The 13,471-nt window shown below is 62.1% G+C and carries 13 protein-coding genes and 1 tRNA gene; 8 read left to right on the top strand and 6 right to left on the bottom strand.

Annotation, left to right across the window (positions count from 1 at the left end; translation table 11 throughout):
* The first annotated feature begins 3 nt into the window (after window positions 1-3).
* Window positions 4-1,194 (top strand): MFS transporter, encoded by a 1,191-nt coding sequence (locus tag ACQY7X_RS12210; protein ID WP_428245510.1) that lies wholly within the window; start codon window positions 4-6, stop codon window positions 1,192-1,194.
* A gap of 10 nt (window positions 1,195-1,204) precedes the next feature.
* Here the strand turns inward: ACQY7X_RS12210 and ACQY7X_RS12205 are convergent, their stop codons facing one another.
* On the bottom strand, window positions 1,205-3,388 hold the full coding sequence (locus ACQY7X_RS12205; protein WP_428245509.1) for a molybdopterin cofactor-binding domain-containing protein: 2,184 nt from the start codon (window positions 3,386-3,388) through the stop codon (window positions 1,205-1,207).
* A gap of 2 nt (window positions 3,389-3,390) precedes the next feature.
* Window positions 3,391-3,855, bottom strand: coding sequence for a (2Fe-2S)-binding protein (locus ACQY7X_RS12200; RefSeq protein ID WP_428245508.1), 465 nt, complete (start codon window positions 3,853-3,855; stop codon window positions 3,391-3,393).
* 166 nt (window positions 3,856-4,021) lie between these two features.
* On the opposite strand from ACQY7X_RS12200, the gene ACQY7X_RS12195 reads away from it, so the two are divergent.
* Window positions 4,022-4,432, top strand: a complete 411-nt coding sequence (locus tag ACQY7X_RS12195; RefSeq protein ID WP_428245507.1) for a winged helix-turn-helix transcriptional regulator — start codon at window positions 4,022-4,024, stop codon at window positions 4,430-4,432.
* Window positions 4,433-4,508: 76 nt separating this feature from the next.
* Here the strand turns inward: ACQY7X_RS12195 and efp are convergent, their stop codons facing one another.
* Window positions 4,509-5,075: an elongation factor P gene (gene efp, locus ACQY7X_RS12190; RefSeq protein WP_428245506.1), complete on the bottom strand. Its 567-nt coding sequence runs from the start codon at window positions 5,073-5,075 to the stop codon at window positions 4,509-4,511.
* 115 nt (window positions 5,076-5,190) lie between these two features.
* Between efp and epmA the strand changes: the two genes are divergently transcribed.
* Both epmA and ACQY7X_RS12180 read left to right on the top strand, forming a co-directional pair.
* A complete protein-coding gene (gene epmA, locus ACQY7X_RS12185) occupies window positions 5,191-6,246 on the top strand; it encodes an EF-P lysine aminoacylase EpmA (protein WP_428245505.1) in 1,056 nt (351 codons plus the stop codon).
* Window positions 6,222-6,908 carry an extensin family protein gene (locus ACQY7X_RS12180; RefSeq protein WP_428245504.1) on the top strand — a complete coding sequence of 229 codons (687 nt, stop codon included), beginning with the start codon at window positions 6,222-6,224 and terminating at the stop codon, window positions 6,906-6,908. The genes epmA and ACQY7X_RS12180 overlap by 25 nt, the downstream gene beginning before the upstream one ends.
* A gap of 103 nt (window positions 6,909-7,011) precedes the next feature.
* Here ACQY7X_RS12180 and acs read toward each other — a convergent pair whose 3' ends face one another.
* Both acs and ACQY7X_RS12170 read right to left on the bottom strand, forming a co-directional pair.
* Window positions 7,012-8,955, bottom strand: coding sequence for an acetate--CoA ligase (acs, locus tag ACQY7X_RS12175; RefSeq protein ID WP_428245503.1), 1,944 nt, complete (start codon window positions 8,953-8,955; stop codon window positions 7,012-7,014).
* A gap of 128 nt (window positions 8,956-9,083) precedes the next feature.
* Window positions 9,084-9,608, bottom strand: coding sequence for a MarR family winged helix-turn-helix transcriptional regulator (locus tag ACQY7X_RS12170; RefSeq protein WP_428245502.1), 525 nt, complete (start codon window positions 9,606-9,608; stop codon window positions 9,084-9,086).
* 49 nt (window positions 9,609-9,657) lie between these two features.
* Between ACQY7X_RS12170 and ACQY7X_RS12165 the strand changes: the two genes are divergently transcribed.
* From ACQY7X_RS12165 to ACQY7X_RS12150, 4 genes are all read left to right on the top strand, one after another.
* Window positions 9,658-10,170 carry a PaaI family thioesterase gene (locus ACQY7X_RS12165; RefSeq protein WP_428245501.1) on the top strand — a complete coding sequence of 171 codons (513 nt, stop codon included), beginning with the start codon at window positions 9,658-9,660 and terminating at the stop codon, window positions 10,168-10,170.
* A gap of 163 nt (window positions 10,171-10,333) precedes the next feature.
* Window positions 10,334-10,981 carry a hypothetical protein gene (locus tag ACQY7X_RS12160; RefSeq protein ID WP_428245500.1) on the top strand — a complete coding sequence of 216 codons (648 nt, stop codon included), beginning with the start codon at window positions 10,334-10,336 and terminating at the stop codon, window positions 10,979-10,981.
* A 71-nt stretch (window positions 10,982-11,052) separates the two neighbouring features.
* Window positions 11,053-11,126, top strand: a tRNA-Gly gene (locus ACQY7X_RS12155).
* A 104-nt stretch (window positions 11,127-11,230) separates the two neighbouring features.
* On the top strand, window positions 11,231-12,226 hold the full coding sequence (locus tag ACQY7X_RS12150; RefSeq protein WP_428245499.1) for an integrase: 996 nt from the start codon (window positions 11,231-11,233) through the stop codon (window positions 12,224-12,226).
* Between the two features lie 381 nt (window positions 12,227-12,607).
* Here the strand turns inward: ACQY7X_RS12150 and ACQY7X_RS12145 are convergent, their stop codons facing one another.
* Window positions 12,608-13,456, bottom strand: coding sequence for an FRG domain-containing protein (locus ACQY7X_RS12145; protein WP_428245498.1), 849 nt, complete (start codon window positions 13,454-13,456; stop codon window positions 12,608-12,610).
* Between the last annotated feature and the right edge of the window lie 15 nt (window positions 13,457-13,471).

The raw sequence follows: 13,471 nt of genomic DNA, 5'->3' as shown, positions 1-13,471 counted from the left end.
GTCATGTTCGCCCCGCTTAGCCGCTTGCGCGAAGCCTCCCCCGGCTTCCGCGTCAGCCTGTTTTTCATCGCGCTGTTCGCCATCCCCGGCGTGCACCTGCCCTTCTGGGCGGTGTGGCTGGAAAGCCGTGGCCTCAGCCCGACGGAAATCTCCATCATGCTGGCCACCGCCATCTGGCTGCGGCTGGTAGGCGCGCCGCTGGCCGCGCATATCGTGGACAAGAGCGGCGAGCGCCGCCGCGCCATCCAGTTCTGCGCCATCGCCAGCCTGCTCAGCTTCATCGGCTTCGGCTTCGCCGATGGCTTTGTGCAGCTGATGCTGGTGGGGATCGTGTTCGCCCTGGTGTGGTCGCCGCTGGCGCCGCTGACCGAGAATCTGGCCATGCTCACCGCCACCCATCATGGCGTGCAATATGGCCGCATCCGGCTGTGGGGCAGCATCAGCTTCCTGGTCTGCGCCTATCTCGCCGGGCTGTGGCTGAAGGGCCGCAATGATGACTGGATCTACTGGCTGATCCTGGCCGCCATGCTGCCGGTGGTGGCCTGCGCCTATCTGCTGCCTGATATCCGCCTGCCGCTGGACCGTCCGCGTGCTGGCGCGCCGGCCCTGCGGCTGCTGCGCAACAGCAGCTTCTGCATCTTCCTGCTGACCAATGCCTGCCTGCAGGCGACGCATGCCGCCTTCTACACCTTCGGCACCCTGCATTGGCGCAGCGTCGGCTTAAGCGACGCGCAGATCGGCTTCCTGTGGGCCGAGGGCGTGATCGCCGAGGTGATCCTGTTCGCGGTCGGCCAGCGCGTGGTGGCGAAACTCGGCGGTGTTGGGCTGCTGATCTGCGCCGTGGCCGGCGGCGTGATCCGCTGGAGCCTGCAGGGCGTGCTCACCGATATGACCTCGCTGGTGCTGCTGCAGGTGCTGCATGCCGCCACCTTCGGCGCCGCCCATCTCGGCGCCATGCGGCTGATGGCGGAAGGCTGCGAGCCTTCCGCCTCGGCCACCGCACAGACCCTCTATGGCGCTGCCAATGGCATGATGCTGGCTATCGGCACCATGGTGGTGGGGCCGCTTTATGCGGCCAATTTCGCCGGCCTGGAAGGCGGCTGGGTCTATCCGGCGATGCTGCCGCTGACCCTGCTGGGCGGCGTCGGCACCTGGCTACTCTGGCGCCGACGCACAGCCCTTCGGTTTGGCTAAGCCGACTTGCCTAAGCCGACTTGATTGACGATGGCAACGGCAGGGCGCGGAAGCGCTGGCCGGTTGCCGCCATCAAGGCATTGGCTACCGCCGGACCAATCGGCGGCAGGCCGGGCTCGCCGATGCCGGTCGGCTTTTCCTTGGAGGGCATGATATGCACCTCCACCTTCGGCATCTGGTCGATGCGCAGCACTTCGTAATCATGGAAGTTGGATTGCTGCACTTCGCCCTTTTCCAGCGTGATGGCGCCGGAGAACACCGCCGCCAGGCCGTAGCCGATACCGCCTTCCACCTGGGCCTTGATGATTTCCGGGTTGATCGGCAGGCCGCAATCCACCGCCGCCACCACGCGCTCGACGCGCCAGGAACCATCGGCCTGCACGGACACTTCCGCCACCTCGGCAACATAGGACGAGAAGCTTTCATGCACCGCCACGCCGCGCGCCCAGCCCTTGGGCAGCGGTTTGCCCCAACCGGCCTTTTCCGCTGCCAGGTTCAGCACGCCAAGATGACGCGGATGCTTCGCCAGCAGCTTGCGCCGCAAGGCCACCGGATCCTGCTTCGTCGCCAGCGCGATCTCATCGAGGAAAACCTCGGTGGCGAAAGCGGTATGGGTCGAGCCGACCGAACGCCACCACAGCACCGGCACGCCGGACTTGGTGGTATGCAGGTCCACGGCCAGATTGGGGATGGCATAGGGCAGGTTGGCGGCGCCTTCCACCGAAGTGACATCGACGCCATCCTTCACCATCATCGGCGCGAAGGGCGTGCCATCCAGAATCGACTGACCGACAATACGCTGGCGCCAGGCGGTAATGTCACCTTTGGCATCGACGCTGGCGGCCAGCGCATGGTGATAAAGCGGGCGGTAGAAGCCGCCGCGGATATCATCCTCACGCGTCCACATCACCTTCACCGGCGGTTTGCCGGCGCCAAAGGCCTTGGCTACCTGCACGGCTTCCGAAATATAATCGGACTGCGTGTTGGCGCGGCGGCCGAAGCTGCCGCCGGCATACAGCGTGTTGATCTTCACCTGCTCCGGCTTGAAGCCCAGCACATGGGCGGCATTGGCCTGATCGACGGTCTGGAACTGATCGCCAGCCCAGATTTCGCAGGCATCACTGCTCAGCCGCACCACGCAATCGAGCGGCTCCATCGGCGCATGGGCGAGGAAGGGGAAATCATAGCTCGCCTCGAATTTCTGCGCGCCCTGGCCTAACGCCGCTTCCGCATCGCCTTCGCGCCGCGCCGGCTTGCCCGGCTGCTTCGCCAGGTCGCGATAGCTCGCCAGCATCTCATCCGAGCCGCGCGTCTCGGCGGCACTGAGATCCCATTCCACCTGCAAGGCCTCGCGGCCTTTGCTCGCCGCCCAGAAACCCTTGGCAATCACCGCCACGCCGGTCGGCACCTGCACAACGTCGACCACGCCCGGCACCTTGCGGGCAGCGGCGGCATCGACGCTTTTCACCTTGCCGCCGAATTGCGGCGAGCGGGCGACCAGCGCGGTAAGCTGGCCCGGCAGCTTCACATCGATGGTGAACTGCGCCGTGCCATTGGCCTTGGCGCGGGCATCAAGGCGCGGCGCCTTCTTGCCAACCAGGGCGAATTTCGCCGGGTCTTTGAGCGTTACGGATGCCGGCGGCGTCTGGCGCGCGGCATCCACCGCCAGTTCGCCGAAACCGGCCTTGCGGCCCGAAGCGGCATGGGACACCACGCCCTTGGCCACGGTGATTTCGCTGGCAGGGACTTTCCAGCGTTCGGCGGCAGCGGCGACCAGCATGGCGCGCGCCGTGGCGCCTGCCTGGCGCAACTGATCCCAGGAATTGGCCATGGCGGTGGAACCGCCGGTGCCCTGCATGCCGAAAGCCAGATTGGCATAGAGCTTGGCATCGGCCGGTGCGCCGGTGGCGCGCACCTTGCTCCAATCGGCATCCAGTTCCTCGGCCAGGATGGTGGCAAGCCCGGTATAGCTGCCCTGGCCCATTTCCACATGCTTGGCATAGACGGTGACGATGCCATCGGGCGCGATGCGCACAAAGGCATTGAGCATGGCACTTTCACCGGCTTTGGCGGTGGCGGCGAAGGCCTTGCCGGCCGGCGCCATCTGGAAGCCGACGATCAGGCCGGCGGCAGCCACGGCACTGCCCTTGAGGAAGCCGCGGCGGGAAGTATCGATCGGTCGCTGCATGGTCATGCTTAAGCCCTCACGGTCTTGGCGGCATCGTGGATGGCGGAGCGGATGCGCACATAGGTGGCGCAGCGGCAGATATTGCCGCGCATCGCTTCGTCGATATCGCTATCGCTGGGATTATTGTTGCCGCTGAGCAAGGCCACCGCCGACATCACCTGGCCGGACTGGCAATAGCCGCATTGCGCCACTTCATGCTTCACCCAGGCGGCCTGCACCGCCTGCGCCACCTTGCCGTTCAGGCCCTCGATGGTGGTGATCTTCTTGCCTTCGATACTGCTGAGCGGCGTGGAGCAGGCGCGCACCGGCTCGCCTTCCACATGCATGGTGCAGGCGCCGCATTGCGCCATGCCGCAGCCGAACTTGCTGCCGGTGAGGCCGATTTCATCGCGCACTGCCCAAAGCAGCGGCATATCGGGGTCGACATCGAGGCGAACGGGCTTGCCATTCAGGGTGAATGTGACGGGCATCATCAAGTCTCCGCGATTTTGCGCGCACACCGGGGTGGGGCATGTGGCGGCGCTTGGGCAGAAATAGGCGCCTGTGCTATACTCGGCAAGAAGGCACCCGAAAGTTCCATAGGCACCGCGCGGATACTGTGCATCTGCGATGGATAGGCGTTTTTTAGGAGCCCCGAAAATGCTGAGCCCCACACCTGATAATACTTTGCCGATTTCCTGCGCCGATTGCGAAGATCCGCGCGTGGAAGAACTGGTGCGCGACCTGCTGACCCGGCTGGCCGACCGCTGGACCCTGCTGACCATCGAAAACCTCGATGCCGGCCCGATGCGCTTTTCGCGCCTGCGCGAACGCCTGCCGGGCGTGAGCCAGAAGATGCTGACCCAGACCTTGCGCCAGCTTGAGCGCGATGGCCTGGTGGCCCGCCATGTCCATCCGGTGGTGCCACCGCATGTGGAATATAGCCTGACCCCGCTGGGCCATTCCTTGGGCGAGGTGGTCTGCGGCCTGTGGCAATGGACCATGCAGAATGGCGACCGCATGGAAGCGGCGCGGCAATGCTTCGACAACCGGGTGAAAGAAACCGTCTGAGGCAACGGCATACCACGCCAACAAAAAAGCCCGCCGGAATGGCGGGCTTTTCGTTTCGGCGGCTGGCCTCGGAGGTTTAGTCCTTGGCGCGCTCCATATAGGCATTCTCGGCCACGTTGATGACGATGCGGGTGCCGATGCCGACGAACGGTGGCACCATGATGCGCACGCCATTGGACAGGATCGCCGGCTTGTAGGACGACGCGGCGGTCTGGCCCTTCACGGCCGGTTCGGTATCAGTCACATCCAGGATAACGGTCTGCGGCATCTCGACGCTGACCGCCTTGCCGTCATAGAGCGCGATATCCACCTTCATGCCATCCTGCAGGTAGACCGAGCTGTCGCCCACCACTTCGCGCGGCACCGGGAGCTGCTCGTAATTCTCCACATCCATGAAGGTGAGCGTGTCTTCCTCGGCATAGAGGTAGGTGAATTCGCGGTTTTCAATGAAAACGCGCTCAACCGATTCCGTGGTGCGGTAACGTTCGCTGATCTTCAGGCCGGAAGCCAGATCGCGCAGATCGAGCTGGGTGACCGGGGTGCCCTTGCCCGGCTGGATGTTCTGCGCCGTGATCACGGCGTAGAGCTTGTTGTTGATCTCGACCACGTTGCCCTTGCGCAACTGGTTGGCATTGACCTTCATGGGACGTCCTTATGAATCGAAAAAACGGGCCCTCGATTCCAGGCCCGCTTGCGTAAAAGCCGGGCGGAAACTATCAGGTCATATACGGTGAAACAACCCGATTCGGCCTGAAAACATGACCAAGACGGGAACGGAATGGTGGCGGCCTGGGCTCTATGCCCGCAGGCGGCCCAACCTGTTGCGCCGCATGGCAATTCTGGCGGCGATCCGGGGTTATTTCGCCGGCGAAGACTTTGTCGAGGTGGAGACTCCGGCCTTGCAGGTCTCGCCTGGCCTGGAGCCGCATCTCAAGGCCTTCGCCACCGAACTCGAACGCCCCGATGGCAGCCGGGCCCTGCTGCACCTGCATACCTCGCCGGAATTCGCCATGAAGAAGCTTCTGGCGGCGGGCGAGGAAAAGCTGTTTCAGCTTGCCCCGGTTTTCCGCAATGGCGAACGCGCCGCGCTGCACCATCCCGCCTTCACCATGCTGGAATGGTATCGCGCCGGTGATGACTACCGCCGCCTGATGCAGGATTGCGAGGCGATGTTGCGCGCCATCGCCACCCGCATCGGCGAGAGCAGGTTGCGCTGGCAGGGACTGGAAGCCGATGTCGCCGGTCCTTGGGAATATCTCAGCGTGCATGAGGCCTGCCGCCGCCATGGCGGCATCGATCTTGCCGCCTGCATCGGCGCCGATCCGCTGCAACCTGATCTGGCCGCCATGCGCGCGGCCTGCACCGGCATCGGCCTGCGCGTCGATGCCGGCGATAGCTGGGACGATCTCTATTTCCGCCTCGCCCTGGAGCGCATCGAACCGAAATTGGGTCTGGGCGCGCCAACGGTGCTGTACGACTACCCGATCCACATGGCGGCCTTGAGCCGGCCGAAGCCCGGCGCGCCGCATCTGGCCGAGCGTTTCGAGCTTTACGCCTGCGGCGTCGAACTGGCCAATGCCTTCTCTGAACTCACCGACGCGGACGAACAGCTGCGCCGCTTCGAGGCCGACATGGCGCTCAAGCGCCAGCTCTACGGCCATGACTATCCCATCGACGCCGATTTCATCGCCGCCCTGCGCCATGGCCTGCCGGATTGCACCGGCATCGCGCTCGGCATCGACCGGCTGGTGCTGCTGTTCTGCCATGCCGAGCGTATCGAGGAGGTCTTGTGGCTGCCAGTATCCGACATCTAGCGGCAATTCTGCTGCTCGGCCTGCTGGCGGCCTGCGCCCAGGCACCGCGGCCGGTGCCGGCCCCGCCGCCGCAGCCTGTCGCCGTACCGGTGCCGCCGCCGAGCCTGAAACTATGGCCGAACCGCGATGCCATCCAGTCGGTCTGTCTCAACGATCTCACTGCACTCGGTGCGCAATTCGAGCCGATAGCCCAGGCCGAACAGGGCCGTGGCGGCTGCACGCTGGAGAATGGCGTGCGCCTGGATCGCACCACGCTGGAACTGAACCGCCCGGTGGAATTGACCTGCCCGATGGCGGTGCGGTTGATGGAATTCGAACGCGATGTGCTGAAGCCCTTGGCGCTGGGCACCTTCGGCAAGCCATTGCGGCGGCTGAACCATGCCGGCGGCTTCACCTGCAAGCGCATGACCGGCAATGGCAGCCGGATTTCCGAACATGGCCATGGCCGGGCCATCGACATCTGGGGCTTCAGCCTGATGGACGAAACCCGCATTTCCATCGACCGGCAATGGCGCAGCCGTGATGCCTTCGGCGCCTATCTGCGCGAGGTGGCACGCAAGAGCTGCGACTATTTCTCCGTGGTGCTGACGCCGAACAGCGACGCCGCCCATGGCGCGCATTTCCACTGGGATATCAGCCAGTGGAAACGCTGCGGTCTCTAATTCTGCCGTATCCCACCTTGTGTCACCCTCGCGAAAGCGAGGGTCCCATTTTCGTTTAATGGGATGCTCGCTTTCGCGAGCATGACGAAGGCGAAAGAGCCGATCAGCTCTTGTTCTGGCGGTTGCTGATCAGGTCATCGACCACGGTGGGATCGGCGAGCGTGGAGGTATCGCCCAGCGCGCCGAACTCGTTCTCCGCGATCTTGCGCAGGATGCGGCGCATGATCTTGCCCGAGCGGGTCTTGGGCAGGCCCGGCGCCCACTGGATCAGATCCGGCGTGGCAATCGGGCCGATCAGCGTGCGCACATGCTTCACCAGTTCGGCGCGCAGCTCGTTGCTGGCGGCAATGCCGGATTTCAGCGTGACATAGGCATAGATGCCCTGCCCCTTGATATCATGCGGGTAGCCGACCACGGCGGCTTCCGCCACCTTGGCATGGGCCACCAGCGCGCTTTCCACTTCCGCCGTGCCCATGCGATGACCGGACACGTTGATCACGTCATCGACGCGGCCGGTGATCCAGTAATAGCCATCGGCATCGCGGCGGCAGCCATCGCCGGTGAAATACTTGCCCGGGAAGGTGCTGAAATAGGTGTCGATGAAGCGCTGATGATCGCCATAGACGGTGCGCATCTGGCCCGGCCAGCTATCGGTGATGCAGAGGTTGCCTTCGGTGGCGCCTTCGAGCACCTTGCCCTCGCCATCCACCAACTGCGGCTGCACACCAAAGAACGGCAGTGTGGCCGAACCCGGCTTCTGCGCGATGGCGCCCGGCAGCGGCGTGATCAGAATGCCGCCGGTTTCGGTCTGCCACCAGGTATCGACAATCGGGCAGCGGCCATCGCCAACCACGCGGTGATACCACAGCCAGGCTTCCGGATTGATCGGCTCGCCGACCGAGCCAAGCAGGCGCAGGGATGCGCGGCTGGTCTTCTTCACCGGGCCTTCGCCTTCACGCATCAGGGCGCGGATCGCGGTGGGGGCGGTGTAGAAGATGTTGACCTTGTGCTTGTCGATCACCTGCCAGAAACGCGAGGCATCGGGATAATTCGGCACGCCCTCGAACATCAGCGTGGTGGCGCCGTTCGCCAGCGGGCCATAGAGGATATAGCTGTGGCCGGTGACCCAGCCGACATCGGCGGTGCACCAGTAGATATCGCCATCGTGGTAATCGAACACATACTGGTGCGTCATCGAGGCGAAAACGAGATAGCCGCCAGAAGTGTGCAGCACACCCTTCGGCTTGCCCGTCGAGCCCGAGGTATAGAGGATGAACAGCGGGTCCTCCGCATTCATCGGCTCCGGCGCGCAATCCGCCGGCACCTTGGCAGCTTCTTCATGCAGCCAGATATCGCGGCCCGCCTGCCACTCGATCTTGCCGCCGGTATGCTTCACCACCAGCACCTTCTCGACGCCGGGGCAGGATTTCAGCGCCGCATCGGCATTGGCCTTGAGCGGCACGCCACGACCGCCGCGCAGGCCCTCATCGGCGGTGATGACGAACTTGGAGTCGCAATCCTGGATGCGGTTGGCCAGGCTGTCCGGCGAGAAGCCGCCGAACACCACCGAGTGGACGGCGCCGATGCGGGCGCAGGCCAGCATGGCATAGGCGGCGGCCGGGATCATCGGCAGATAGATGGTGACGCGGTCGCCCTTCTTGACGCCGTTGGCCTTCATCACATTGGCCAGCTTGCACACCTCGGCATGCAGCTGCTTGTAGGTGATATGCGAAGACTTGGCCGGATCATCGCCTTCCCAGATGATCGCGGTCTGGTCGCCGCGCTTGGCCAGGTGGCGGTCGATGCAATTGGCCGAAACGTTCAGCACACCATCGTGATACCAGCGGATATGCAGATCGTCCTTGGCGTAGGACACATCCTTGATCTTGGAATAGGGCTTGATCCAGTCGACGCGCTTGCCCTGCTCGGACCAGAAGCCTTCCGGATCGCTCACCGAGCGCTCGTACATCGCCTTGTACTTGGCATTATCGATCCAGGACCGCTTGGCCCAATCGTCGGAAACTGGAAACAGCTCGTTATCGGCCATGGCGGTGCTCTCCCTAGGCAACAGATTCTTGTGGCGCCGCTCAAGCCCGGCGCGCCTTCACCAGGGATTATTCACAAAAGCGCCGCACAGGCCAAGCGCGAGGCCGCCCGCTTTCGACTAAAGCACAACTAGATTGCAGAGTTAGAAGCCTCGCCGGGCAGCAGATCAGCAGTCTGCCGCAGCAGGCCGATCAAGGCATCGAAAGATTCCTGGCCGCCGATCTGCTGCTTGAACCGGGCCTGCGCCGCGCGCCAGGCCGCCAAACCGGCACGCCAGGCGATGCGGCCCTCCGCCGTGGTGTAGAGCGCGCGGCGGCGGGCATCCTTAGGCGCGGCTTCCTGCCGCACCAGGCCAAGCCGCTCCAGGATCGCCAGGTTGCGCGTCACCGTGGTGCGGTCGACATCCAGCAGCCGCGCCATTTCGGAAATCGACACGCCCGGCCGCGCCAGGGCGAAACCGACCAGGCTGAACTGTGCCGCCGTCAACCCGATGGTGGTTTCGTAGAACAGGTTCACCCGCCGGGCCAGGCGGCGGGACTCATAGCACGGGCAGTATTCCCGCCCATCCGGCTTCGGCTCCGGCCAGGCCGATTCATCATGCCCTGCCGTTGGGTCAGGCGGGGCAAGAGGGTTGCGCATGGTGGCGGAAGTCATAATATGTGTATCTACACTAATTAAACTGCCCCGCCAAGGAGGAACCGTCATGGCTGAAGCCGCCCCCCGTTTTCCGAGCGATGTCCAGCCACCGGCCAATCCGGTTTTCGGCGTGCTGCCGCTGGAGAAGCTGCGCGAACTGGACGGCATCGACCTGTTCCGCGGCCTGATGAACGGCACATTTCCCGGTGCGCCGATCGCCGAAGGCATGAATATGTGGATCCATGAGGCCGAAGTGGGCCGCGTGGTGTTCGCCGCCCGGCCGCAGCAGCGGCATTACAATCCGATCGGCAGCGTGCATGGCGGCTTCACCGGCACGATGATGGACAGCGCCATGAGCTGCGCCATCCAGAGCACCCTGAAGAAAGGCACCGGCTACACCACGCTGGAATACCGCGTGCATCTGGTGCGCGGCCTCACCGACCAGATCGGCCCGGTTTTCTGCGTCGGCAAGATCGTCAATGTCGGCCGCCAGGTCGGCACCGCCGAGGGCCATCTCTACGATGCCAGTGGCAGGCTCTATGCCCACGGTACCACCACCTGCCTGATCTTCCCTATCTGAGGTTGATAAGGTCGCACTTGAAGTTCCGAAATGCTCATTACAAATTGTATTTATCGAGCAAATCGGGAGATCAATCATGCCGCGACAGTGTACGATTTCATCCGGAGAATTGAAGCGGCCACCGCATTCCTGGCTCCGTTCGCGCCGGCACGGCGCGGCCCTGATGCTGGCTCTGCTTGTCGGCAGCACATTGTCTACGGTCAGTGCGGCTCAAACCAATGCGGCTCAAATCAATGCGGCACAGAGCGCCGACAAGACAACACAGACAGTGCGGTTGTTCGATGCCGTGGCACAGCATCCTGGACCCAGCTGGCAAAAATACGAAGATCCGCTCAACGGCAGCGAAGTGAACCGGCAGCAACGGGATTCGGCTTTCATCCAGGAACAGATTCCGAAGGGCGAAACCTTCAAGGCGTGGAAGCGGCTATACGGCGTAGTGGCACAGAAGCTGCCTGGCATGCCGCTGCCGGAATTCATCAATCAATCCCTGACGCCGCTGGTACAGGCCTGTGGCCGGGAAAATTTCACCGCCACGGTGCAGCCGCTGGCCAATGATTACACGCTGATCCGTGTCGTCTGCCAGAACACGCCCAACATAGCGGTCGGCAGCGGCTATGGCGAAGGCGTCGGCGAGGTCGGCGTCTTCTGGTTTGGCAAGCAAGGCGACACGCTGGTTAAGATCTATCAGCAATGGCGGGGCAATAAATTCACCGCCACTCAGGCGACTTCCTGGCCGGTCAGCCGCGATGAAGTCGAAACCATGACCCAGCGCCTCAGCACCGCCGCTCTGGCGCCGGCGCCACGGGGGTAATCGCCGGGCTTTAGGTTCCCTCTGACCTTGCAGCCCCGCGCCGGCTTGGCTAAGGTGCGCCCAGCCGGCGCGCGGGTGTAGCTCAATGGTAGAGCAGAAGCTTCCCAAGCTTACGACGGGGGTTCGATTCCCCTCACCCGCTCCAATTAAATCAACAACTTAAACGCCACGCCCGCTCTCATCTTGAAATTTTGGGACAAATTTGGGACAGTCAGGGGGAAGCCAACCCTCTGAACTCAGGTTCGATCAATGGCGACCATTTCCCATCGCGGCGAGCGGCAATGGCAGGCGAAGATACGCCGCAAAGGCGTGACTACCGCCAACACCTTCGAGACCAAGGTGCGGGCCGAAGCCTGGGCGCGGCAGATCGAGGCCGATATCGACGCCGGCCGGTTTCACCCCGGCCGCATCGAGGCCGAGCGGACCACGCTGAAGGAGGCCCTGGAGCGATACCTGTCCGAGAAAGTGCCGCTCAAGAAGGGCATCAAGCAAAGTACCGGCATCCTGCGCTACTGGCTAGGCACCGACCTGGCCGCCCGCTCCCTGGCTTCGATCCGCGCCTCCGAGATTGCCGCCTGGCGCGACCAGTTTCTCAAGCAGCGCAGCCCGCAAACCGTTGTCCACTACCTCAACCTGCTCTCGAACGTCTTCACCGTGGCCAGTTCGGAATGGAGTATGGAGAGCCTGGTCAACCCGGTCGGCAAGGTGAAGAAGCCGACCTTGCCGAGAGGGCGGGATAGACGCCTGGCGCCGGACGAAGAGTCCATCTTGCTCGCCGCTTGCGACGCCTCGAAAAGCAAATGGCTCGGCACGATGGTACGGCTGGCATTGGAGACCGCCATGCGCCAGGGCGAGTTCGTCGGCCTGGCCTGGGATGACGTCAACCTCGACCGCCGCACCATCTTTCTCAGGGAGACCAAGAACGGCTCCAGCCGCACCGTGCCGCTCTCATCCAGGGCCATCGAGGTGCTGCGCGCCTGGCAAGCCATGACGGGCGGCAAAGGCAAACTATTCGATATCGAAGTCGGCCGCGCCGTGAGCCACGCCTTCCTCTCCGTATGCCGGAAGGCCAAGCTTGACGACCTGCATTTCCACGACCTGCGCCACGAAGCCACCAGCCGCTTCTTCGAGAAAACCAGCCTCCGCGACATGCAGATCGCCATGATCACCGGCCATCGCTCGATGGAGATGCTGAAACGCTACGCGCATATCCGGGCGGAGGAATTGGCGAAGGAGTTGGGGTGAAATTCACCTCGCTAGATAGCTTTTTTAATTGCTGCAAATTCCTAGCTTCATCATGTCGCGCGACACGCACTTTCACAAACTTCAATATTTACCTATTTTTACGAAGAGTATGGATTTAAGTTCAACACTAGGGTCTGGCAACGATAATGACCATCGAAGAAAATCACAACCAATATATCTATCATCTTACGCCACACTATTCACAACAGTGGATAGAGGCGCACAATACATCTCAGAATATCTTTGCTACAATGAGCGACTAGTTGATGCCATAAAAACGAGAAGTTGAGCACTCCAGGATTTTCCGTTGCGCAGAAAAATGGCCACATAATATTCACACCGCCACTTCATCCTGGTCTGCCCTTGGATTTCATACCGCAGCTAAGCACCAATGTGATTGATCACACCTATAGATTTCTCAGAAAGAGACACACTAAGAAGTATCTGATATCCGTTATCGAAATACGGAGGCGGGAAAAGGCTTCGGACATTATGTAGCGCGCCAGACCCCAACCACAATTTTCCCGCCTCCAGTGGAAATCTAACAATCCCTGCAATCGAGTTTGAATAATCCATGAGACGCCCCCCTTCGGTCCCCCTGACGCGGAACAGAAGGCCGTGCTGAGCATGCGGGCGCAAGAAAACCGAGGGGGCAGCAATCCGAAGATCGATAACTTCAGTTTTGCCTCCTTTAGAAATACCCTTTTTGACCTTCTCTATTCTGCTATCTTCTGTTCGGATCAGCACAATGTAACCAAACTCTCCATCTGCTGGGGAGCTTCTCGTGTCAAAATGCAAATACTGGAATTGAGGCCCGGATGAGCTGGCGCGATGGAGCGCAAACCATAACGCCACCCAGATGTTGTCTACAATATCGAGCCATGTCGTCTGAATTCCGTAATGTTGTAGCAATGGCTCATGGGTATAGCTGGGCATGTCTTTGAATATTGGACAGTCAGATAAAAACTCATTGATAACCTCCAATAGGCGCTCATGGCGCCTTCCCTGAGTGACTGGATTTGATATTCCACGGTAGAGCGTGGGACAAAGTGTGTCATACAGGCGACTTTGCCCTCGCAAATATATGCGCTCCCAAGGTTGAGCCGTATATTTGAGATACCCAACCGCTTGCATCAAAGCATGGGGGCTATTCACATGAAAAACGTGGAGACCAGCGTCATCCTGAATGTACTGACACCCTGCAATCGTTAGCTTTTCAAAGTGTGTCACTTCATCCTCCGGCGC

The organism is Ferrovibrio sp., from assembly GCF_965278975.1.
In the GTDB taxonomy this organism is placed as follows: domain Bacteria; phylum Pseudomonadota; class Alphaproteobacteria; order Ferrovibrionales; family Ferrovibrionaceae; genus Ferrovibrio.
The sequence above is the reverse complement of the archived record's forward strand: the minus strand, read 5'-3'. Positions and strand labels throughout refer to the sequence as shown.